This is a genomic window from Amphritea atlantica (assembly GCF_024347255.1).
Classification (GTDB): domain Bacteria; phylum Pseudomonadota; class Gammaproteobacteria; order Pseudomonadales; family Balneatricaceae; genus Amphritea; species Amphritea atlantica.
Genome location: NZ_AP025284.1, coordinates 1,364,699 through 1,386,424 on the forward strand (window position 1 = coordinate 1,364,699; position 21,726 = coordinate 1,386,424).

Consider the following 21,726-nt stretch of genomic DNA (forward strand, 5'->3'; position numbering starts at 1 on the left):
ACTAGCGGATTTTCAAATCTCAATAAGGATCACATGAAAACTTTTTCTCTAATATTTATATTAATCTTAGCTTTTCCAGTACAAGCTACAAATGATTTTGAAAGAAAAAATAAGGCCCCCATTGAGTCTTATATCCTAGCTATAGATGGCATTTCTCATGAAGTTATTCTCAATAATCTTGAGGAAATACAAATAGAGAATAAAAAACACGTTCTAAAGTTAATTAAAAGTAACACTAGAGTTTTTGATTTTGCAGGTGCTTTCTTTGAGTTTGATGCAAAAATGTACTTTTCGTACGAGGAGATATCCCCAGGTGTTGATCACTGGTCATTAGACGGAAATAATGCAGCTATAATAGTTCAGAAATATTCGGATAAGGTGGATTTTGATGAATTAACCGAGGCTCTTAATGCTCAGTATAGTCAAATGAAAGCAGAAATTAAAATGTCAGAAACTGAGCTTGTTGTTGATAGTAAGCTTAAGAAGGGTAGAAAGCTTGATATTGATTTAGGTGAAATTAAAATAGAGCAACATATATTTTACTTTAGTAACAAGCAATCGTGTGTCCTTATTATTCTACAAGATACTCCATTAGATTCAGGTGATAATAGCCTTGAGTTCGAAAGAATAAAAAAGCTAATGCAAGCTACATTATCGGTGAATATTTAATATAACAAGCCGTTCAAAAAAGTAGCTAGCGAGTAGCTAGGGTCAGGTCTTGCGAGTAGCTAGGGTCAGGTCTTGCATTTTGCAGGGGTAAGGAAATAGGATTAAGTTCTTGTGCAAAATTCAAGACCTGACCCTTTAGATTCAGTTATATCTCGTTCCCATGCTTCTGCGTGGGAATGCATATAGTAATTAATTTCACCAAACCCTCTTAATCGCACTGAAACCTGCTCCATCACTCTTGCCGTTAAGAAGGCTTTGCGAGCCACGGTTCTTATCATCCGAACTACGAGCGACGCTGATCAATTCTCAATTTCATATTCTATGAGCCCTGTAAAGAAAAACAAAATAGCTTGTTGACAAACTAGGGCGATCGACCTAGATTAAAAATAGGGCGGGTGACCTAATTTTAAGATTTTAATTATTGATACTCCCAAGGGAGGCAATGAACACTGATCTGTTTGATGCCTTTCAGCTCGGCGGTCTGATATTGGCAAATCCTATAGTGATGGCACCGATGACCAGAAAGCGACCCGGTGCTCAGGAACAGGTTGTGTAAAGAGGTAGTGTAAAGAGGAAGTGCGATGGGACATGGTGAGAAGCGTCATCAGATTATAGAGGCCGCCGATAACTTATTTTATCGGCAGGGGTTCGAGCATACCTCGTTTGCAGACATATCCACTCTGGTGAATATTTCGCGCGGGAATCTATACCATCATTTCAAGACCAAGGATGACATCCTTGATGCTGTCATCAAAGTCCGCCTGGACAGGACGCAACAGATGCTGACGGATTGGGAAGAGCAGGCGGCAACCCCGGAAGACCGCATCAAATGTTATATCAATATCCTTCTGACAAACTGGCCAATGATCAGGGACTACGGTTGTCCGGTCGGTACATTGTGCACGGAACTCGCCAAGTTGAACCACGCCTCAAAAGCTGAGGCCAATAAAGTTTTCACACTCTTCAGAGTATGGCTGAAAGCTCAGTTTACTCAGCTTGGATATACACAGAATGCCGATTCACTGGCTATGCACGTACTCTCCTGGAGTCAGGGGGTTGCGACCCTGGGTAATGCTTTTGATGATTTGCAATATGTCAGACAGGAAGTGAAAAAGATGGAGGACTGGCTTGATGATCTGTCCGTCAGAACAAAACAGTCCAGATGAATTACTAGCGACACAGAAAAGGGAGCAGATATGTTTGTTGTACTTTTAAAATTTTCCGACAAAAAATCTCTGGCTGGAGATCATATGGCTGGTCACAATCTATGGATTAAACAAGGCTTCGAAGAGGGTGTTTTTCTGTTGGCTGGTAGCCTTCAACCTAATCTGGGTGGTTCTGTTATCGCGCACAACACCTCACTATCGGAGCTACAAGCAAGAGTAAACAACGATCCTTTCGTTGCGGAAAATATTGTTAATGCTGAAATAATCGAAATTGATCCCAAAAAAGCGGATAGCCGTCTGAATTTTCTGATTGAGTAAGAACGATGAGTAAAATAATAAAAGGTCCAGATGGTAAGGCGCGTTGTAGCTGGTGTAGTCAGGCCCCGGAATTCGTTGACTATCACGACATAGAGTGGGGTTATCCAGTAGATGACGATTATCGCCTATTTGAAAAACTATGCCTGGAAAGCTTTCAGTCCGGTTTGAGTTGGCGAACAATCCTCGCTAAGCGTGAGAATTTTCGGGCAGCCTTTCATAACTTTGATTTTGAAATAATCGCGTGTTTTACAGAGAAAGATATAGATCAGTTACTTCAGGATAAAGGGATTGTCCGCCATCGGGGTAAAATTGAGGCCGTTATCAACAATGCAAAGCGAGCAAAAGAACTGATAAAAGAGGAAGGTTCATTAGCCGCTTTCTTCTGGCGTTATGAACCCGACCAGCATAATCTTGCTGAGCCACAAACGGTCTCTACTTGCGAAGAATCAGTTGCTTTATCGAAGGATCTAAAGAAAAAAGGCTGGAAATTTGTCGGCCCAACCACGGTTTATGCTTTTATGCAGGCGATGGGGCTAATTAATGACCATGCAAAAGGTTGTGTGGGCAGATCAAAAGCAGAGAGCGCCAGAAAGAAGTTTAAAAGACCATGATTTTCTTAACAAAGCGCTGGCTCGGACGCGAACTACGCTGCCTTTCTTACTTACCGTTTCAACGTTTAGAAATTAAAGGGGCCAGAGTAATCAATTTCACCAAACCCTCTTAATCGCACGGAAATATGTTCCATAACTTCTGCCATTAAGAAGGCTTTCCGAGAGACGAGTAAGCCGTGAACCGGCGTTCGAGCCACGAGCTACGCCGCTGCTTTTCCTAGCAAGCGACGCAGTCGCGTCTAACCACTAGCAAGTCACGCAGTGACGTCTAGCCGCTTTAATTCTTATCTGGCAGTTCGCCTGTTTCTTTGTAATGGCGGAAGTCACTTTCCAGTGCGCTGAGCTCGGCCTCTGACAGCTGTTGCTTAAGCAGCGATCCTTTGAATATTTCCATTATTCAGTGAACGTCTTCATCTCTTCATCTGTAGCCTCCTGCAACAGTTGATTGCCTTGTTCAGCGATCTCTTCCAGACGGACAGACGCTGGTCTGAAGCTGGCTTTAAATCCTCGCTGTTGCTGCTCAAGCGCGTTTACCAACTTTTCAAACAGTTCAGCATTTACCATATATCCTTGAGGGATATTGTTTGAGAGTACGGCTACAGGCTCGTCGATAAAAAACTGTGCCGGGTTTTTTCGCAGCTCAGTAATGCTGACGGTTTGCTGGGCTAGAATGGCATGTGTTGCGTTAGCCATTATAAGTGCTCCTATATACTGAATGTACTATATGGTGTACATAATTATGTACTTTAAGGTCTTCAGTATAGTCTGAAGCTCGTACCTTGTCAGTTGCTGTTTGTAAAAACCGCTTGAAATGGGGCTGCGAACCACCGCCACGCCGCTGCTTTTCCTGGCAGGAGACGCAGTCGCGTCTAACCACTCGCAGTCACACAGTGACATTTAGCGACTGCTTTTTATTTCTTTTTAAATATCTTTCGGAATAATGCGCCAATTCCGACAATGAATAGTACACCAAACTTTTTCAGGAAAATGAGTGCGGCAGCAATTAATCCCGTTTTAGCGATGACTTTGCCTGCGACCAGTGCGCCGATACCGTAGGCTGCAACTTTATCGATGCTGGGGTCGAAGTCCTCATAGCGGGAGCCCTGATTAAATTCGGTCATGTTTAATACGGTCTGGAGGTTTGAGTCAATCAGGCTTTTTTGATCCATGCCGGCGATAAAGTTGAGAACAAGTACGCCTTTTCTGCCAAGTACGCGGATATTGTAATTGAGGGTATGCAGTTCTTGTGAGCCAAACTTTATCTCTTTCGCCCAATAGAGCTTGTTCGATGTCTTGTCGTAGTAAGGGGGCGAAGCCCAGCCAATCAGTTCGATAGGCTCGTATCCTTCGGCGACTCGTTGTTTACTGGCTTCTTGAGCGTCTTGTTTCATCTGCTCTAATAGTTCGTTGTAATCAAGATCATCAGCATTCTCGTCTGAAACATAGCCGTCCTCTTCATACTCAATCGTAACCCCCCAGGAATTGTCATCATAAGGTGTGGTATCAGAGGGAAGCAGCATACCAAGAGTCTCAGAACCTGTGCCTGGAAGATTTCCCCATACATCTACCAGAACTTTTTCAGAATCTTCGGGTGATAAATAATAAAAACTACTAGGCACGTCCAGAGAGGCGGCGCCATTTGGCAAAGCGACTTTGCCGGTTTGTTTATTGAGGGAGTCCAGAAGTTTTCTGGCTTCGAGGATGTACTGCTGCTGTTCAGGCGTTAATTGCTGCTCTTCCGCACGGAGAGGGAGTGAGATCAGCAGACAGAGAGTGATTAAAAAAATCCCTATTTTTTTCATTAAACTTCCACCTTATTGCATGAAGGTAAGGTATTCGCAGTATTTGAAAACTGTGACTTTTAGCAGAAAAGGCTAAGAGATAGCTACTACATTCTCGTCCACTGAAAATACGTAAACCATGTGATAGGTTGTGTGGCGTTACCACGGGTTTCCATCTGTTTTGATAGTGTCAAAAACCGCAGCCATTCTCAACATAAAAATGAGGGTTATTACCCAGTTTGGGATTTGTTTATAAACGTAAGGTTCCTCAATATTCCTTTCAGAAACAGGCGTTCTGAGAAAAAGGTATCTGAAATCTACATCTAGGGAAACTACAAACAAGTCCTTTTTACTTCTCTACAGACCGCATAGATAGGAAGGTAGTAATTCAATTACTGGACTTATTCGCACCTTCCCTGGAAAGCCAACCTACTCAAATCGATGATGGGCTAATTTTGTTTGCGTATTGGCTGGAGCAGTAAGTATTTAAAGATTTTAGGTTTAAAATGGTCTTTTTTCTATAATTCCGTTGTTTTTATAATGCATTACTGGATTAATAGCTAAGTTTAGAATATCTCGGTTGAGGAAGAGATATAGCCACGGATTAAAGGGTTGGCCATCTATATCAATTGTAGATGCATCTAAATTATATTTAGACAAAATGTCTCTTATTTTTTTATCTAAAGAGAAAAAAGTATTTAGATGCTTTATTCGCTCATTGTTAGAAGAAAAAAACAGAGCAGATATTGCACAGTTATCAAGAATTTTATTTTGAATTTTTGTGCTAAGATATGAATCATATTCATTTACCTTATCTAGCTTAAATTCATTAGAATAGACATTTTTAAATCTTGAAGTATTAACTATTGGCTTAAAAGCAGAGCCTTCAGTAAAAAAACCTAAAGACTGGTAGACGCTTTTTGGGTCAAGGCACAAGTTTTCGAAAGAAACAAACATTACTTTAGGATTGTCTCTCTCTGCAATAGCTCCTGCAAAATAACGATTATAACGTGAAGAATATGCAGGTAACTTTGAATTTATAATTTCTTCCAGAGACAAACCCTCTGAATCTTTAGCCCGTTTTGCCCACGATGTAAAAATGGATCTTGGATCACGAGTAATTATAATGGCTTTATCTATGAAAGGTGCTCTGCTTAAGCACTTACCAATATCCCTCATATAGATAGGCGTTTTATCAAAGAATTTATTTGCCTTCTTATCAAGGCCAGATCCTTTTAAAATATTATGATAAAAATCAACAAAGCTATCATTTTTTGGAATGTAAGAATTGATTTCAAATTCTAGCTTCCATCCGCTCTTTATCATATTTGAATAGGGTTTGAAATCAATAAAATGGCTAGGTTTTTCACACATCAATACTCCACATTCAAACCCGGATTCATAGCCATTACTTCTAAAAATCTCGGATAATAGTGTTGTTCCTCCACGCTCATAACCACATAGAATAACGGAGGGATAGTTTTTATTTTGAGACATTTTTCTTCCAATGAACTTCTAAGTATTGCCACTGCACTATTTTTTATGATAACTTTTTTAAAGTTGTCTTTTGCTTATCATGCCCACGTAGAAATGTTTATGTTATTTGATCATTCTTGGCTGAGTCATGGATTTTATTTTTTATAGTGACAAAAAATGCCACTGATCTCAATAGGAGTGTGGTCTTTATTGCTCAAATAGGTATTTTGAAATAATAAAGCAAGAAACAAAGGTTTGGGAGAACGTGAGAACTCCAATATTTAAGGAATTCTCTTTTGAATTTCGTAAAGCAAGCGACGCAGTCGCGTCTAACCACTAGCAAGTCGCGAAGCGACGTCTAGCGACTGCTTTTTCTAGCCGCTGATTTTAAACGCGAGCTCTATGGCTACATAGAGTAGTAGCAACGCCATAGCGTTGTTGAGCCATCGGAAATAGCGGGGCTGGCTGATCAGTTTACTCAGTCGTACACCCATGAACAGGTAGCTACCCGGTGCGCCAAAGGCTAACCCCGCCAGCAGTAATGACCAGAGAAGGATGGATACACCGGAAATATATGCGGCTGGAAACTGTACGGTGACGATAGGTAAGATGGCGATAAAGGCTTTGGGGTTGAGTAACTGCAGCATGAGGCCGGAACGGAATCCTGTTCTTCTGGGGCCGGGTTGAGCCTTATCAGCGCTGATCTTATCGGTGATCTGTTGACTACCACGGGCGATTTTATAGGCCAGATAGGCGATATAACAACTACCCAGCAGACCTATGACGAGCTGAGAGTCAGGTGTAATCAGCCAGGCACCGGTATAACCAAAAAGCAGAAACAGTATCAGCATGGCGCACGCTACGCCCATACAGAAGCGCAGTGTATTTTTGATTTCACCGTTGAGACCTGCATTCAGGCTGAGCAGGTTTGCCGGGCCAGGGGTGTACATAATGCCAAAGGCATACAGGAGGATCTCAACCATGGTGGTTACCCTGATAAATTAAGTGATTGGGATTAATGTTGCGGAGAGGTCCGCTATCTCTGTCTAAGAGATAAGAAAGTGCTTCTGATATTGACGCGGGGTCATACCAAACACCGGCTTAAAGCGCCTGTTGAGATGGCTCAGGTCGCTGAAACCGAAGTCAAAAACGACATCTTCCAGCACGCAACCTGCCTCTAAAGCCTGCCTGGCGCGGTTTATCCGGCAGTTTAGAATGTATTGGTGAGGCGTAATGCCAAACTGCTGCCGAAACATGCGGATGAAATGATATTTCGACAGACTGACCTGGTTGCTGATCTCATCGAGAGTGATATCTGCCCCAATATTCTCATGAATATAGTTTTGTGCCTTTAATAGCAGAGTGTCATTTTTGTTCGATTGACGTTCTGGCAGAAGGTCTCCTTGTCGCTGGGCAATCCTTTCTGACATCTGATACAACAGATTCTCTAACTGCAATTTATCGTTGGCATTATTCTCAATATGTGCGGCTATATTGAGAATAAAGTGTCGTAACTGAGGGTCATCCAACAGGGTGTCTTTAATCTGATAATCCTGACACTGTTTAACCCCAGCGCTACCCAGCATCGGTTCTAACTGACTGGGGTGAATATAGATCATCCGGTATTGTAAGGCGTTGTCGTCACCCGAGTGGCCATCATGAAACTGCCCCGGATTGAATATAATAATGTTACCCGGGTGGCTTTTATGAAACTCACCGTTGGAGAAAAAGTCCTGTCGACCCGCCTGCGTTACGCCAAAAGAATACTCCTCATGGGCGTGCTTGCCATAGGAGAAATCATGCATAGTCGCCTGTAATGCTGTCACCTGATCAAGGTGCTGGCTTTTGACAAACTGAAACTGGTTTTCGAACTTCATCTTCACTCACCGTCTGCAGGGTTTAGACGTTACTGACTAAGAGTCATTCTAGGATATAGCCGAGTGTTTTACTTGGATGAAATTGCGCATTTACGGTTGGGAAATGATGTTCTGCGGTTGAGGCAACTTTTGAATATTCGCTGAACAGGTAACAAGCAAGCCGGGAACCGGCGTTCGAACCACGAGCTACGTTGAGGATTTTTCTAGCAAGCGACGCAGTCGCGTCTAACCACTAGCAAGTCACGCAGTGACATTCTAGCGACTGCTTGTACGGAAGTAATGTCAGTCGGGCACTACGAAAAATCCAACACTGCCGGGGGGACGATGATGGAGTTCGCAAAGCGGGCTTTGTCAGGCCCGACTGACGGTTGCATATTTACAAAAGTGGGGTCGATTAACAAGCAGATCTGATAAGCCATTACCCATTTTGGGTAATGGCTGTATAAGCAACATGGTTCAGGTTCAGTCTTTCAGTCAGCGAGCCGACTGATCAATCTCCGTTAGTTAAGAGAGGGGATTGTTCAGAGGCCGATAACAGCTGCTTTAGTCTGTTTTATCTGTCGCCAGCGGTGTCTGATAACTTGGGGCTAAAAACCCTTCATCAGCCGTGTATAGCTATCGATCCGGTCTGCCTGGCTATGGGTTACCGCAACCGTGGCAATCTCGTCACAATCAAACGTTTTAGCCAGTTGATGGATCTCTTCGGCGCACTGCTCTGGAGTGCCCACGGTATAGCCATTGAGGATATGGTTATAGGCTGCCTGATGGGCAGAGGGGAGGGTGCGGTAGCGGTCCTGTACCTCAGACGGCGTCAGGAAGGCTTCACGGATCCCCAGTTGCGCGGCCAGTTTACGATACACCGCGGTACCCGCCCGCAGTTTTGCTTCCGCTTCGGTATCTGCACAGATACAGGCGATCGCCAGCATTCTGTTTGGCGTGCCGGAATGTTCTGCCCGTTTCCACTGTTCCAGATATTCGGTGAAGATTGATGGGTGGCAGTTATCCGGATCGATAAAGCGGGCCAGGGCGATGTTATACCCCAGCTGTCCTGCCAGACCGGCGCTGCCTCCGCTGGAACCCAGCATCCATAACTCTGCTTGGGGGCTGGCGTCAGGCAGGACGTTTATCTGGCCGAATGGTGTGTTTTGCGGCAGGTTACCCTGCATAAACCCTTTCAGCAGCAGTGCCTGATCGGCATACAGGTCACCATGATGGGGCTGATGGGGGAAGGCCAGTGCCTGAGAGGTGAGACCGGTGCCGCCGGGCGCCCTGCCAATACCCAGATCGATACGGCCGGGAAACAGGGTGGCTAACATCTTGAAGCACTCGGCCACTTTTAACGGGCTGTAGTGGCTGAGCATGACGCCACCACTGCCGACCCGGATATTTTTGGTGGCACTGGCAATCGCAGTGGCCATGATCTCCGGGCAGGGGTTGGCAAAGTGGATGCTGTCGTGATGTTCCGCCACCCAGTAACGGTAATAGCCCAGCTCATCGCAGATTTTTGCCAGCTCAATAGTTAGCTGCGGCGCTTCGATCGCTGGGTGGGAACCCTGGACCGGGGATTGATCCACCACTGACAGTTTGATGCTCATTTTTATCTCCTGAATTTATTAATATGTTAACTACTATGTCTGGAGAGTTCAATGGCAGCGGCTCTGCATTGTGCTGCTATAGGGGAGGAGCCCGGTCTTCGGACGAAGCCCGGACCGGGCCGGACTGAATCGCCTGCAAAGCCCGCTGTGACAGTATCTTTGTCAGATTTCGGCTGTTCAACGTCAGATGATTAGCAGGTTTCGGTTACAGCCGAATCGTTTGCAGTCATTGCAATTTCCCGGCAACAGGCGGGGATCAGGCGGGGTGCCAGGGGTTTGCTGAAAAGATAGCCCTGACCATAATCGCATTGATAAGTTGCGAGCAGGCGGGCTTCGGCCTCATTTTCGATTCCTTCTGCGACCACTTTCATGCCCAGATCATGGCCGATACCGATTATATTGTGGACTAAACGGCGGCTGACCTGATCCTCGCTGATCTTGCTGATAAAGCTTCGGTCGATTTTGAGCGTCTGTATCGGTAGCTGCTGCAGATGGCTGAGGGATGACAGTCCGGTGCCAAAATCATCCAGGGCGACACTGATATTGTGTCGCGCCAGACCGGGTAACAGGTCCTGCGTCTCTTTCAGTATCTGCATGCCGGTATCTTCAGTGACCTCGATGCGGATAAGCCCCTGGGGCAGATTGTGCTGTTTCAGCGACTGGTTAATGATGGCCGCCAGATCAAGCTGATGCATCGATGGAGAAATATTCACAGCGACCGGCAGTGGCTGAAACCCCTCGTTTCGCCATTCGTCGATCTGGCGGCAGGCTTCATCAATAATCCAGCAGCCGAGGGTGTTCGCCAGTGAATACTTTTCCGCGATGCTGATGATTTCCAGTGGTGGTATTGCACCATAGGTCTCATGATCCCAGCGCAGAAGGGTTTCCAGAGAGACCACTTGTTGCGTCTGCAGAGAGACTATCGGTTGATACACCAGGTGCAGTTTGCTGCGCTCAAGTGCTATCCGCAGGTCTTTCTGCAGCTGTTGTCGACGATGGATCTGCGCATCCATATCAAAATCAAATAACATCTGACTTGAGTGTGCGGCTTGTTCTTTCGCCTTATACATAGCGATATCGGCCCGGGTGAGCAGACTGCCGACATCGATACCATGTTCCGGATAGATAACGCTGCCGATACTGGCGCCAATGAAACAGGTGTGCTGGTCGATCTGAAAGCGTTTTTCAAAAAGCTGAATGGCTTTTCCAGTGATTATGCGCAGGCTGTCATTGTTGATGAGCCGGGGCTGGAGAATGGCAAACTCATCGCCACCCAGGCGGCAGGTGAGACAACCATAACGCTTATCAATCCCGTTGGACAGACGGTTGGATACTGCTTGTAACAGGGCATCACCAACGTGATGTCCCAGTGTGTCATTGACATCTTTGAAGCCGTTGAGGTCGATCAGATGCAGGGCGAAAGGTTGCTTTTTCCGACAATACCGGGAGATCTCATTTTGTAGAAATGCGCGGTTGGGAATTCCGGTGAGACTGTCATGTTCGGCCTGATGACGGTTGAGTCTGTTCTCCCGGATGATCATTACTAACAGCAGGCTACCGGAGAGTATCAGGCCGCACATCAGCAGAATTAACTGTTGTTGCAGGTCGATAACCTGACTCTCGCTACGGTTGAAAAGGATATTTGTCTGATAGTAGTTTTGCAGAGCCAGTGCGTCAATTTGTGCAATCTGAGGCTTCAGTGCTTGCTGTATCTGAAGGCTGTATTCCGGCTCGGATGCGAGCTTTTTAAAGACGTCTTGCTCGAGTGACTTGACGGTATTAAAGGCTTGGTTCAGGGTCTCTTTTGCGTGTTCAAATTTTGCTATCCGTTCACCGTCGACTCCTTCAAGCAGCACTGGGAAGCGGCTCCAGAGGAGATCGTAACGTGTTTTCACATCTTCAAGATGTGCATTGTCGGGTGCCACCTGGTACAGCGCCAGTGCGTCGTTAAAACGGCGTAGTTCAAGTTTTAACTGAAACATTGAAAAGACGCTGGTGCCATAGTTCTCATCGAGGAGAGCGATCGACTGGCGGAGCTGGAAAAGACTCATGGCCGCACTGATAAAGAAGATCAGCACAATGGCGATCAGTAAAACGCGCTTACGGGAGACTTTTTTACCCATGTAGGGCAATCTTTGTCCCATCAGTAGATCTCAATTTTGCTAAGCTGCCAGATCATCCTGCCGGTATTGATTTCACTGTTGAGCTCATGATATTTGTCGAGCGGTAGCATTAACCAGAGTGGCCCTTTTTCACGGACGGAGAGTTGCTCTCCATCCTCTCTCCAGGCCAGTATCGGCTCATAACTGTCCATATATTGCCGTTCAAATTCGACGCTATAGTCATTCAGCGCGGTAAGTCTGATGTGGTCTCCCTGTGCGCCAACGTACCTGAGTACAGCTGAAAGCAGCGGACCGTGATAATTGTGAATGCTATCCGACCAGCGGGTTTTCAGCCTGAAGGTATCACTCTGCAGAGATTGCAACAGCGACAGATCCAGAGCGGCTGTCTGGCCATCCTGAGTATTTTCAATTTTGCCGCTGATGGACAGTATGACTGGTCCGGTGGGTTGGGGCAGGGGGGCGCCTGCAACGCTGAGCGATACGGCCCAACAAGCCAGTAGCGCAAGAGTCCACTTTGTCATGGAGAAAACCTTTTTTAATCTGTAAATGAAAAGAATCAACTGATCTGAACGGCTGTTTATCAGCGGTTATCATAGCCTCTGCGCCTTCAGAATGACTCAGCGTCTCTCCATGACCGTTTATCTGTCATAATTTACAGACAGTACGCTCATATGTCAGCGGGGGAACCGTTATGTATTACCCATTTTGTGTAATTGAGCTTTGTTACTGCCCGGTATAGTCTGAGATCTATATAAGATTATCGTCAGGGGCCCTGAAGTAGATGGAGAGGATCGGCCTGGTTGTGCCGCGTCGATCTTCTGCTTGCCAAAGGTGACCTGCTGCATTCCCTGCACCGGGGAATAAAACTCAATGGTGGTATTGATATCCCTGACAGGCAGCACCAGATGGTTTACAGGATATTTTTAAACTGTGTCGGGTGCTTGTCTGCGTCTCAGCCGCCGGGCCAGAAAAACGCAGGGTTGCGTTAGCATAAGGTTGAGCAGCAGACCGACAACAACACCAAAAACAATACCCTCTGAGGTCAGTGGCAGACCCGGCTTAAAGTTATCCAGGGTTTTCTCCAGATAGGAGTAGCGGGAGGGGGTAAACATATAGAGGGTTTTATTCAGCAGGTTGCCGTTGGCAAACACCGCTATACCCTGTTGTAGCTCAGCATACTGATCAAGGGTGGCCAGCTTTTGCCGGGCATCTGCTCTGACACTGGGCTCACTGTTCTGCTGGTGCTGTTGAATCATCGAGCGGACATCGGGGTAACCAAACGCTTTTGCGGTGGCCTCATAACCTTCGACCTGCCACTGTGTTGATGCATACATGCCCGCCAGAAACTGCTGATAATGGTCGGCCAGCTGTGGCACCTGTAACGCCAGTAACAGTGTGACGCCAAAGGTCAGTTTATCGAATAGTCTGCCAATCAACGGAATGCTTCCTGAGGTGGTCTGGTCAGTTAATATACCGCACCAGGGATCTTAGTAAAAACCAGTCGTTGGCGGGAGGTCCCATCTGCCCCCCGGGTTTTTTCTAGTTACTTCGCTGATACCGTCTTTCCGGGCGACCCACACTTCCGTAACTGACTTCGGTATTTAACTTACCGAGGCTGACCAGATATTCCAGATAGCGCCGGGCGGTGGTGCGGCTGGCGCCGATAATCTCGCCTACCTCTTCAGCATTCAGGGCAGAGTCGCGCTGACTGAATACCCGGCTGATATTTTCCAGTGTAATCGCGTCAATCCCTTTCGGTAATCTGGTGATTTCGACAGGTGGCATCTCCGCAGGGCTGTTACGTGGCATAACTTTATCCACATCACTCTGGGCCAGAGTGTCAAGGTTGTGCAGCTTTTGCAGATGCTGCTGGTAGTTTTGCAGGGTTTCCTGTAACCGTTCAAAGACCAGAGGTTTGAGAATGTAATCGAATACCCCACCGTGCAGTGCTTCGCGCAGGGTATTAACCTCTTTGGCGGCAGTGATCATGATAACGTCGATACTGCTGTTATCCGCACGTAGCTTGCGTAACAGGTCAAAACCGGTGCCGTTGGGGAACTGGATATCCAGTAGCAGCAGATCGGGACTCAGTATCTCTATCAGATCTTCGGCCTCTTCCAGGCGGTGTGCAATACCGGCCAGCTCGAAGCCCTCTATCCGTTCGAGAAAGCGCCGCTGGATCTCTGCGATCTGTGGATCATCTTCGGCGATAACAACTTTTATCATTTTAGCTAAACCCGAATTAATTTTTATTTTTGGGAATATACACGGTAAAGCGGCTACCCTCTGAAGGCCCGCTCTCTATAGTTATAGTGCCATGAAGTTTATCCAGCAGGTTTTTGACCAGATGCAGGCCGTAGCCATGACCATCCCGGTTTTTACTGCTGAAACCTTTTTCAAAGATTCTGTCCTGTTGCTCAGGTGGAATACCCGCCCCCTGATCCTCGATCTCAAAGATCAGATCATTACCCAGATCCGTCATCGACAGATGCACTTTACCGTCGCTGCCTTGATGGTTCAGGGTAGCTTCCAGTGCGTTGTCGATCAGGTTGCCGATAATACTTACCAGTTGCTCGCGAGGAAGCTTATCTGGCAGGTTGGTCATCTCGCTTTCCGGGTCGATAACCAGTGCAAGACCCATCTCCCGTGCACGATTATATTTGCCCAGCAAACAGCCGGCGAGTACCGGATCAGGCGCCGCTTTCATCAGCAGCTTGATCAGCGCCTGATGGCTTTGTGATTCCTGACCGATCAGTTGTAGTGCCTGATCGGTGGCGCCTATCTGGATCAGTCCGGCGATGGTGTGCAATTTGTTGGAATATTCGTGGGCCTGACTGCGCAGCGTATCGGCATACTGCTGAATCCGGGTCAGTTGCTGGCTGACCATATCCAGTTCATCCTTGCGGCGGAAACTGGAGACAACACCAGTGATCTGTTCGCCCTGTTTCAGCGGCAACCGGTTGGCGATAATGCAGTGATCCCCGCGCCAGACTTCACTGTCAAACTGGGGTTCGCCGGTTTGCAATACTTCCAGCATTGAACTGTCGGGCAGCACCTCTTCCACCCTACGGCCAATCAGCTCGCAGTTTTTGGGTAAGCCCAGGGTTTCAATGGCTGTCTGATTGATGGTGGTTATTTCGCCTGTGCTGTCGATCGCGATGATGCCTTCACGGACCGACTCCAGGGTGGCCCGCTGTTCGTCAAACAGATGGGCAATCTGCTCCGGTTCCAGACCGAAGATCGCTTTCTTGAAATGATAGGCAAACCAGACCGCTATTGCGGCGCTGAGAATAAAGGAACAGAGAATGACCAGAATCAGCGTGACCCGATACCGGTTAATGATCTCAGTAACCCGGTCGAGGCCATAACCCACCGATATTAATCCGGAAATACTGCCATCGGCACTGATCACCGGGGCTTTGCCCCGCATCGACCAGCCCAGTGAGCCAACGGCTTTAGAGATATAGCCATGCCCCTCTATCAGGGCGGGATAACCGGTATCACCGTCATCGTCGGCCATTGAGTGGCCGATCTTTTCTACTTTAGGGTGGGCCAGGCGGATACCATTACTGTCGCCGATAACCACAAAGCGGGCACGGGTGGTGTCTGCCAGCGCCAGGCTTAATGGTTGCAGGTAATGGCTGTCCCGTTGCTCTACCGATTCAATAACCTGAGGCATGGCGGCGATGGTTTTAGCGACATCCAGCGCCCGCTGACCGATCTGTTCATCCAGCGAACGTTCCAGGTAATGCAGTGCAAACAGACCGATAAAGCCGGTCTGAATCAGTGCCATGACCCCCAGAATCAGGATCATTCGCTGTTTCAGTTTTAGCTGGAGAAGCCTCATCTGTACTCTCTTTGCGGATTTTCTGACTTTGCGGATTTTCTGAGATCGCTGATCTTAGTTTAGTTAGTTTGATTACGTCTGTGCAGATAGTAATCAATCTGCACCCGCTTGACTCGTAAACTTTATGAACAAAATGAATTTTATGTTTTAAAAATCCTTTAAATTCATAAGCTTTCATAAAAATCTTCGGAAAACTAATGTGCATATAACAATAAGAACCAGAACTCTGTACGAGGAAGTCCGAATGTTTTGTAAAACTGTAAATAAGAAAACCCTGATCGCTGCTATGCTGACTGGCTGTCTGACAGCCGGTGCTTCTCTGCATGTGGCGGCGGTGGAGAGTATACACTTTCTGATTCCAGGTGGCGCTGGTGGTGGCTGGGATGGTACTGCACGTGGTACCGGTGAAGCACTGAGCAAAGCGGGCCTGGTCGACAGTATCTCCTACGAGAATATGTCCGGCGGTGGCGGTGGTAAAGCGATCGCTCACCTGATTGAAACGGCCGATCAGAATCATGACACACTGATGGTGAACTCAACTCCCATCGTGATCCGCTCTCTGTCAAAAGTATTCCCACAGTCTTTCCGTGATCTGACACCGGTTGCCGCGACCATTGGTGATTTCGGTGCCTTCGTGGTGAAGAACGATTCAAAGTACAAAAGCTTTAAAGATGTTGTTGCTGAATTTAGCGAAAACCCTCGCGCGATTAAGATTGGTGGCGGTTCAGCCCGGGGCAGCATGGATCATCTGGTGGCGGCGATGGCCTTTAAAGCCGCCGGTGGCGATGCCCGTCAGGTACGCTATGTTGCCTACGATGCTGGTGGTAAAGCGATGGCGGGTCTGCTGTCTGGCGAAACCTCCATCCTGTCTACCGGATTCAGTGAGGCACTGGCGCTGGCAGAGTCGGGTGAAGTCCGGATTCTGGTCATGACCGGCGATGAGCGCAACGCCGCAGCACCGGACGTACCTACCCTGAAAGAGCTGGGGTATGACGCAACCTTCGTCAACTGGCGTGGCTTTTTTGCCGCACCGGGTATCAGCGATACAGAGAAAGCTGAGTTCGTTGACACTCTGAAGAAGATGTACCAGACACCTGAGTGGGAAACCGTGCGCGCCCGTAATGGTTGGGTTGAGATCTTTAAGCCTGACGATCAGTTTATTGCCTTTCTGGAACAGCAGGAAAAAGAGGTGGGTGATCTGATGCGTGAGCTGGGTTTCCTTAAGTAAGCCTTCGTATTATCGGGCTGATTGCAGTCAATCAGCCCGATGCTCTATTGCTGCGCTGTTTCACCTGAGTGTGTTTGTTTTCTCCGGGCCTCAATCGACTGCGCTTAGTATAGGTTAAGCGCCTGGCCCGGAGTTTTTTGTTATATCCGACAGATTGCCCTCTGTCCGGGAGCGTTACATGATTATTACCAAAGACCATATTGGCGGAATGGGGTTTCTCCTGTTATCGGCTTTCTACGGTTACTATGCCGGCGATATTCCTTTGTTGCCTGGCGATGAGTTTGAACCCTTTCATGCCCGTACGGTGCCGTATGCACTGGCTATTTTAGGCGGTGTTATCTCCCTTGCACTGTTGCTGACAGCAGAGAGAAAAGCTGAAAAACGTTTGCGGTTAAACAACTATGATTTTGCCCTGGTGGCAAAACTGTTGGTGCTGATAGTGATCTTCGGACTGGCACTCGAATGGATCGGTTTTCTGCTCGCCACCGTGTTATTCCTTATCGCTGGTTTCTGGTTGCTGGGCGAACGTCGTACCAAAATGCTGCTGATGGTGTCCGTACCTTTTGCGGTGGGGATCTGGTTTATCCTCGCCAAACTGCTGGATATCTATCTGGCACCGGGGCAACTGTTCGTTCAACTGTTTGGAGGGTAATGCAATGTTAGACGGAATCTTTACCGGGCTGAGCACTGCGGTGATGCCCTTTAATCTGTTGATGGTGGTCGTGGGGTGTTTTGCCGGCACCTTTATCGGCATGTTACCAGGCCTGGGGCCTATCTCGGCGGTAGCGCTGATGATTCCGATCACCTATGGTCTTGATCCATCTTCCGGGATCATTCTGATGGCGGGGGTATACTACGGGGCGGTATTCGGTGGATCAACGTCATCGATTCTGATCAATGCACCGGGTTGTGCCAGTACTGTAGTGACAGCTTTTGACGGTTACCCACTGGCACAACAGAATCAGGCGGGTAAGGCGCTGGCGCTGGCTGCCTACTCATCTTTTACCGGCGGTACTGTCGGTGCACTGGCTCTATTGTTTGCGGCCCCGGCACTGGCAAAAGTATCGCTCAGCTTTCAGTCGACCGACTATTTTGCCCTGATGATTCTTGGGCTGACTGCGGTGGCTGCGTTTTCGGGTAAGGGGCAGGTTTTGAAAGCCCTGCTGATGACCGTGTTTGGCCTGATGATTGCGACAGTCGGTACCGATACAACCTCGGGTGCAACCCGCTTTACTTTTGGCAGTATCGACCTGATCGACGGTGTCAGCTTTCTGTTACTGGCGATGGCGACTTTCGCGCTGACGGAAGTGGTGATGACAGTGCTGAAAGGCGAGCACCGGGAAGAGGAAGAACAGGTTGATATGAGCAAGCTGGGCAGCATGAAACTCAGCAGAGAGGAGATCAAAGAGGTTGCCCCGACTATTGGCCGCTCTTCGGTATTTGGTTTTCTGGTAGGGGTATTGCCGGGCGCCGGCGCGACTATCGCATCGTTTCTGGCCTACGGTCTGGAGCGTAACCTGGCATCCGCTAAAGAAAAACTGAAGTTTGGTAAGGGCTCACTGCGGGGGCTGGCAGCACCGGAGTCGGCTAACAATGCGGCCTCTACCGGTTCATTTGTACCACTGCTGACGCTGGGGATACCCGGTTCAGGTACGACTGCGATTATGCTGGGGGCGCTGATTGCCTATGGTATTCAGCCGGGTCCACGGTTGTTTCTGGATCATCCGGATGTGTTCTGGTCGGTGATTATCTCAATGTATTTTGGCAACCTGGTGTTGCTGATTCTGAACCTGCCACTGATTCCCTATATCTCAAAGTTATTGGTGATTCCACGGCCGATTCTGATTCCGATGATTCTGTTTTTCTCCATCACCGGGGTTTATCTGGTCAGTTTCAATACCTTTGATATCCAGATGATGGTGGTCATTACGGTGATTGCAATCTTCCTTAAGCTGCTGGAATTCCCAATGGCGCCGATGTTGCTGGGCTATATTCTCGGAGGTCTGATGGAGACCAATCTGAGCCGGGCACTGGTGATCTCTGACGGCAGTCTGGCGTTTCTCTGGGAGCGTCCGCTGACGCTGGCAATTATTTCGATTGCAGTGATTGTATTGGTTGTCCCGCCGCTGCTGGATCTGGTGCGCAATCGCAATCGTACCCGGGGACCCGAAGTTGCCGTGAATGAAGGAGAGGGCTGACCCGGTTTTTTACCGCCCGCTGTAAATTGCAAAAACCCTGGCCATTGCCAGGGTTTTTTTATGCCTGTCGGGTGCCGTAAACAAAACGAACTTAATGCGGTGTATAAACAATAAATACTTTATTTTCAATAACTTCAAATGGGTTTCTGTTCTCTTTAAAGTGACTCAAACGCTAAGGTTCGCATCAGCCTGAGATGTCTGAATGGCTGTTCGAGTGAAGCGATTAGAGAGCACCAATGGGCTTCAGGAACCCCGAAAACCTGAACAAAAAATATAAAAGCAATCCATTAACGAAGTGGAGAATACGATGAAGAGAGTAGCACTGACTACTGCAATTTCAGCCGCTATGCTGGCTGGTTCCGTTCAGGCAGCCACCATCTACGAAGGCAACGGCCTGAAATATGACTTGAAAGGGGATCTGCAGGTTCAGTTACGCCAGAAGATTGGTGATAACCAGGATCAGGATCTGGAGTTTGACGATCTGGAACTGAAAAACCGGGTAACCTATGACCTCAATGACGGTATGAGTGCGTTTGCACAGCTTGATTACAGTTTTGACAAACGCGCCAACGATCAAAGTGCCGACTCTCAGGATGGTGGTAAGCTGGAAGAGGCCTATCTGGGGCTTAAGTTTGACAATATTGCGTTGCGGGTCGGTAAGCAAAACTATTCCACCGATGAATTCAGCGTTGAAAAGGCGTATGAGACCGTAGTTGAGGACGATATTTTTGACCTCAACGATGATGCTGGTGATGATGTTATCCGTGTCGATGCACAGTTTGATAATCTGTTTGTGTCGCTCTCTACTGACCTTAAAGCGGAAGGTAATGCGGACAGCGATGGTACTAAATCCACTGATCTGTTTGTCTCAACCGACCTGGGAAATGTGGGGCTGATGGCGGCGTATCAGAACTATCAGGAGATGGGTTCAGATTCCGTTTCTTCCTGGGGTGTAGGCGTCACTTTTGATGCCGGCTTTGCCAGGTTTGGGGCTGATTACGGTTCAATGGAAGATACCGCTGATGTCTATAACCTGGTGGCATCTTTCCCTGTTGCCGAGACGACTACGGTTGCGGTGGGCGTTCAGAACCGCGATGAAGATGCGGGTGATGATATAACGGGTTGGTACGCCAACGCGACCTACAAGTTCCCTGAACAGAAAGCGGTGAGTGTATTTGGAGAGATCGGTGATACCGATGCCGACAATACCGATCCAGGTTATCTGGTGGGTATGCGTATCGTCTTCTGATTCTCTGCGGTGGTACAGTGATTGCGCCTGATTGTCCTCCCCTTCGGGCAAGTTATCGCACACGGTACCGCTCATCAGCGCAGAGCAAGCCCGGCAGTGATGCCGGGTTTTCTTATTTGTAGGCCTGTAACGCAGCGATTAACCGGCTGCGGGTTCGCGCTTTTCCAGTTTCAGGTAGTTATCGATCCCTTTGATCCTGTCTTCAGCGTGGTGGTTCACATAGAGCACTGAGGTTTCGCTACCGGCGCAGATCTTTTCGATCAGTGCCAGAACCAACTGGCGGTTCATATCATCCAGCCCCAGACAGGGTTCATCCAGAATCAGCAGGGGAGGGTGTTTAACCATCGCCCGGGCGATCAGTAGCAGACGCTGGTCACCGTAAGAGAGTTTGTTGAACGGGGTATCTGCCCGGTCAGACATGCCCAGCAGGGCCAGCCACTCGTCGGCGATTTTTTTCTGCCGGTCGGTCGCTTTGGTGTACAGACCGATACTGTCGTAGAACCCGGAAATAATGACATTTCTCAGCCCGGTGCCCACCTTATATTCCCACTGCAGGGCAGTGGAGACATAGCCGATAAACTGTTTAATCTGCCAGATGCTCTCGCCGTTGCCCCGCTGAAAGCCAAATACAAAAATATCGTTGACGTAACACTGGGGATGATCGCCGGTGATCAGTGACAGCAGGCCGGTTTTACCACTGCCGTTGGGGCCACTTAGCTGCCAGTGCTGATTGCGTTCGATAGTCCAGTCCAGGGAGTCGATAATACGGTGACCATCGTAGGTGATATTGATCTTGTTGAGTCGCACCAGAGGTTGCGTCGGATCGAGCCTGGGAATCGCAGTTTCCGGATCCGCGCCCGGTACTTCAAGATCAGTGGTTTTCAGATGGAGCAACTGATACAGCTCGTTATAGGCTTTGCTGTCGTGACGGTCGATCTGATGCTGCAACCGGCCATGATCCACATAGGCGATATGGGTGATAAAGTCGGGAAACTCATCAAAGCGGTTCAGCACCAGCACCATCGGCACGCTCTCCACCAGGCCAGCAAGATACTGCTGCAACATCTTCAGGGTATCTGCATCGAGGCCATCAAAGGGTTCGTCCAGCACCAACAGATCAGGTTCGCTGGCCAGCGCCCGGATCAGCATCACTTTACGGGACTCTCCAGTAGAGAGTTTGCGGAAGGCCCGGTCCAGTAGCGAGTCCAGTTTGAACATCGTTACCAGTTGGCTGATCAGCTCAGGATTACGCCCCCCTTCGCAGAGGATCTCCCTGACCGGTGTCCCCTCTGAGATAACGTCCATAATATCGGCGTCATCCTTCTTACGTTCCCGCTCGATCAGCTCAGCCTGGGCTTCAAAAGAGACCAGTCCGACCTTTGGAGGGAGACCTTCAAGAGTACCGCTGAGTGTGTCTCCAGCGCCTGCCAGCACGGCAGCTAATGCTGATTTACCAGAACCGTTAGCACCGGTTATCACCCAATGCTGGGTGTCGTCCAGTTGCCAGTTGATCTCATCCAGTTGAAAGCGATCATCGAAGTTAACTGTCAGGTTGTCGAGGCGAATATTCATAGTTATCTGCTTTTAA

At 48.2% G+C, this 21,726-nt stretch carries 20 protein-coding genes; 8 read left to right on the forward strand and 12 right to left on the reverse strand.

Translation table 11 applies throughout. From position 1 onward, the window contains the following. The first annotated feature begins 33 nt into the window (after positions 1 to 33). The 4 genes from OCU43_RS06200 to OCU43_RS06215 all read left to right on the forward strand — a co-directional run bounded on the left by OCU43_RS06200 (position 34) and on the right by OCU43_RS06215 (position 2,764). The gene (locus OCU43_RS06200) at positions 34 to 669 is read left to right on the forward strand and encodes a hypothetical protein (RefSeq protein ID WP_091352322.1); all 636 of its coding nucleotides are present in this window, start codon (positions 34 to 36) and stop codon (positions 667 to 669) included. A gap of 581 nt (positions 670 to 1,250) precedes the next feature. Beyond that, positions 1,251 to 1,835 (forward strand): TetR/AcrR family transcriptional regulator, encoded by a 585-nt coding sequence (locus OCU43_RS06205; RefSeq protein WP_091352324.1) that lies wholly within the window; start codon positions 1,251 to 1,253, stop codon positions 1,833 to 1,835. A gap of 30 nt (positions 1,836 to 1,865) precedes the next feature. Continuing rightward, entirely contained in the window at positions 1,866 to 2,153 is a 288-nt protein-coding gene (locus tag OCU43_RS06210) for a YciI family protein (RefSeq protein WP_091352326.1), read from the forward strand. 5 nt (positions 2,154 to 2,158) lie between these two features. After that, positions 2,159 to 2,764, forward strand: coding sequence for a DNA-3-methyladenine glycosylase I (locus tag OCU43_RS06215; RefSeq protein WP_091352328.1), 606 nt, complete (start codon positions 2,159 to 2,161; stop codon positions 2,762 to 2,764). Between the two features lie 393 nt (positions 2,765 to 3,157). Here the strand turns inward: OCU43_RS06215 and yafN are convergent, their stop codons facing one another. From yafN to OCU43_RS06270, 11 genes are all read right to left on the reverse strand, one after another. Further along, positions 3,158 to 3,457: a type I toxin-antitoxin system antitoxin YafN gene (gene yafN, locus OCU43_RS06220; protein ID WP_091352331.1), complete on the reverse strand. Its 300-nt coding sequence runs from the start codon at positions 3,455 to 3,457 to the stop codon at positions 3,158 to 3,160. Positions 3,458 to 3,675: 218 nt separating this feature from the next. Then, positions 3,676 to 4,566: a DUF2167 domain-containing protein gene (locus OCU43_RS06225; RefSeq protein ID WP_091352334.1), complete on the reverse strand. Its 891-nt coding sequence runs from the start codon at positions 4,564 to 4,566 to the stop codon at positions 3,676 to 3,678. Positions 4,567 to 5,046: 480 nt separating this feature from the next. Further along, on the reverse strand, positions 5,047 to 6,042 hold the full coding sequence (locus tag OCU43_RS06230) for a sulfotransferase domain-containing protein (RefSeq protein ID WP_091352336.1): 996 nt from the start codon (positions 6,040 to 6,042) through the stop codon (positions 5,047 to 5,049). Positions 6,043 to 6,395: 353 nt separating this feature from the next. Then, positions 6,396 to 7,004: a LysE family translocator gene (locus OCU43_RS06235; RefSeq protein WP_091352337.1), complete on the reverse strand. Its 609-nt coding sequence runs from the start codon at positions 7,002 to 7,004 to the stop codon at positions 6,396 to 6,398. A 63-nt stretch (positions 7,005 to 7,067) separates the two neighbouring features. Continuing rightward, positions 7,068 to 7,898: an AraC family transcriptional regulator gene (locus tag OCU43_RS06240; RefSeq protein WP_091352340.1), complete on the reverse strand. Its 831-nt coding sequence runs from the start codon at positions 7,896 to 7,898 to the stop codon at positions 7,068 to 7,070. A 587-nt stretch (positions 7,899 to 8,485) separates the two neighbouring features. Continuing rightward, positions 8,486 to 9,493: an MsnO8 family LLM class oxidoreductase gene (locus tag OCU43_RS06245; RefSeq protein WP_091352342.1), complete on the reverse strand. Its 1,008-nt coding sequence runs from the start codon at positions 9,491 to 9,493 to the stop codon at positions 8,486 to 8,488. 191 nt (positions 9,494 to 9,684) lie between these two features. Continuing rightward, positions 9,685 to 11,637 (reverse strand): putative bifunctional diguanylate cyclase/phosphodiesterase, encoded by a 1,953-nt coding sequence (locus tag OCU43_RS06250; protein ID WP_091352345.1) that lies wholly within the window; start codon positions 11,635 to 11,637, stop codon positions 9,685 to 9,687. Beyond that, on the reverse strand, positions 11,637 to 12,137 hold the full coding sequence (locus tag OCU43_RS06255) for a putative pterin-binding protein (RefSeq protein ID WP_091352348.1): 501 nt from the start codon (positions 12,135 to 12,137) through the stop codon (positions 11,637 to 11,639). Before OCU43_RS06255 ends, OCU43_RS06250 begins: the two co-directional genes overlap by 1 nt. A gap of 402 nt (positions 12,138 to 12,539) precedes the next feature. After that, positions 12,540 to 13,052, reverse strand: coding sequence for a DUF2937 family protein (locus tag OCU43_RS06260; protein ID WP_091352351.1), 513 nt, complete (start codon positions 13,050 to 13,052; stop codon positions 12,540 to 12,542). Between the two features lie 103 nt (positions 13,053 to 13,155). Continuing rightward, entirely contained in the window at positions 13,156 to 13,842 is a 687-nt protein-coding gene (locus OCU43_RS06265) for a response regulator (RefSeq protein ID WP_091352353.1), read from the reverse strand. Between the two features lie 16 nt (positions 13,843 to 13,858). Next, on the reverse strand, positions 13,859 to 15,430 hold the full coding sequence (locus OCU43_RS06270) for an ATP-binding protein (protein WP_261832997.1): 1,572 nt from the start codon (positions 15,428 to 15,430) through the stop codon (positions 13,859 to 13,861). A gap of 277 nt (positions 15,431 to 15,707) precedes the next feature. Here OCU43_RS06270 and OCU43_RS06275 point away from each other — a divergent pair, with 277 nt between their 5' ends. From OCU43_RS06275 to OCU43_RS06290, 4 genes are all read left to right on the forward strand, one after another. Beyond that, positions 15,708 to 16,691, forward strand: coding sequence for a tripartite tricarboxylate transporter substrate binding protein (locus tag OCU43_RS06275; RefSeq protein ID WP_091352358.1), 984 nt, complete (start codon positions 15,708 to 15,710; stop codon positions 16,689 to 16,691). Between the two features lie 178 nt (positions 16,692 to 16,869). Beyond that, complete coding sequence (locus OCU43_RS06280; protein ID WP_091352361.1) at positions 16,870 to 17,343, forward strand: tripartite tricarboxylate transporter TctB family protein; 474 nt, start codon at positions 16,870 to 16,872, stop codon at positions 17,341 to 17,343. A 4-nt stretch (positions 17,344 to 17,347) separates the two neighbouring features. After that, positions 17,348 to 18,889, forward strand: coding sequence for a tripartite tricarboxylate transporter permease (locus OCU43_RS06285; RefSeq protein ID WP_091352364.1), 1,542 nt, complete (start codon positions 17,348 to 17,350; stop codon positions 18,887 to 18,889). Between the two features lie 307 nt (positions 18,890 to 19,196). Next, on the forward strand, positions 19,197 to 20,138 hold the full coding sequence (locus OCU43_RS06290) for a porin (RefSeq protein WP_091352367.1): 942 nt from the start codon (positions 19,197 to 19,199) through the stop codon (positions 20,136 to 20,138). Positions 20,139 to 20,276: 138 nt separating this feature from the next. On the opposite strand, the gene modF is transcribed toward OCU43_RS06290, so the two are convergent. Then, complete coding sequence (modF, locus tag OCU43_RS06295) at positions 20,277 to 21,710, reverse strand: molybdate ABC transporter ATP-binding protein ModF (protein WP_091352370.1); 1,434 nt, start codon at positions 21,708 to 21,710, stop codon at positions 20,277 to 20,279. Positions 21,711 to 21,726 lie beyond the last annotated feature (16 nt).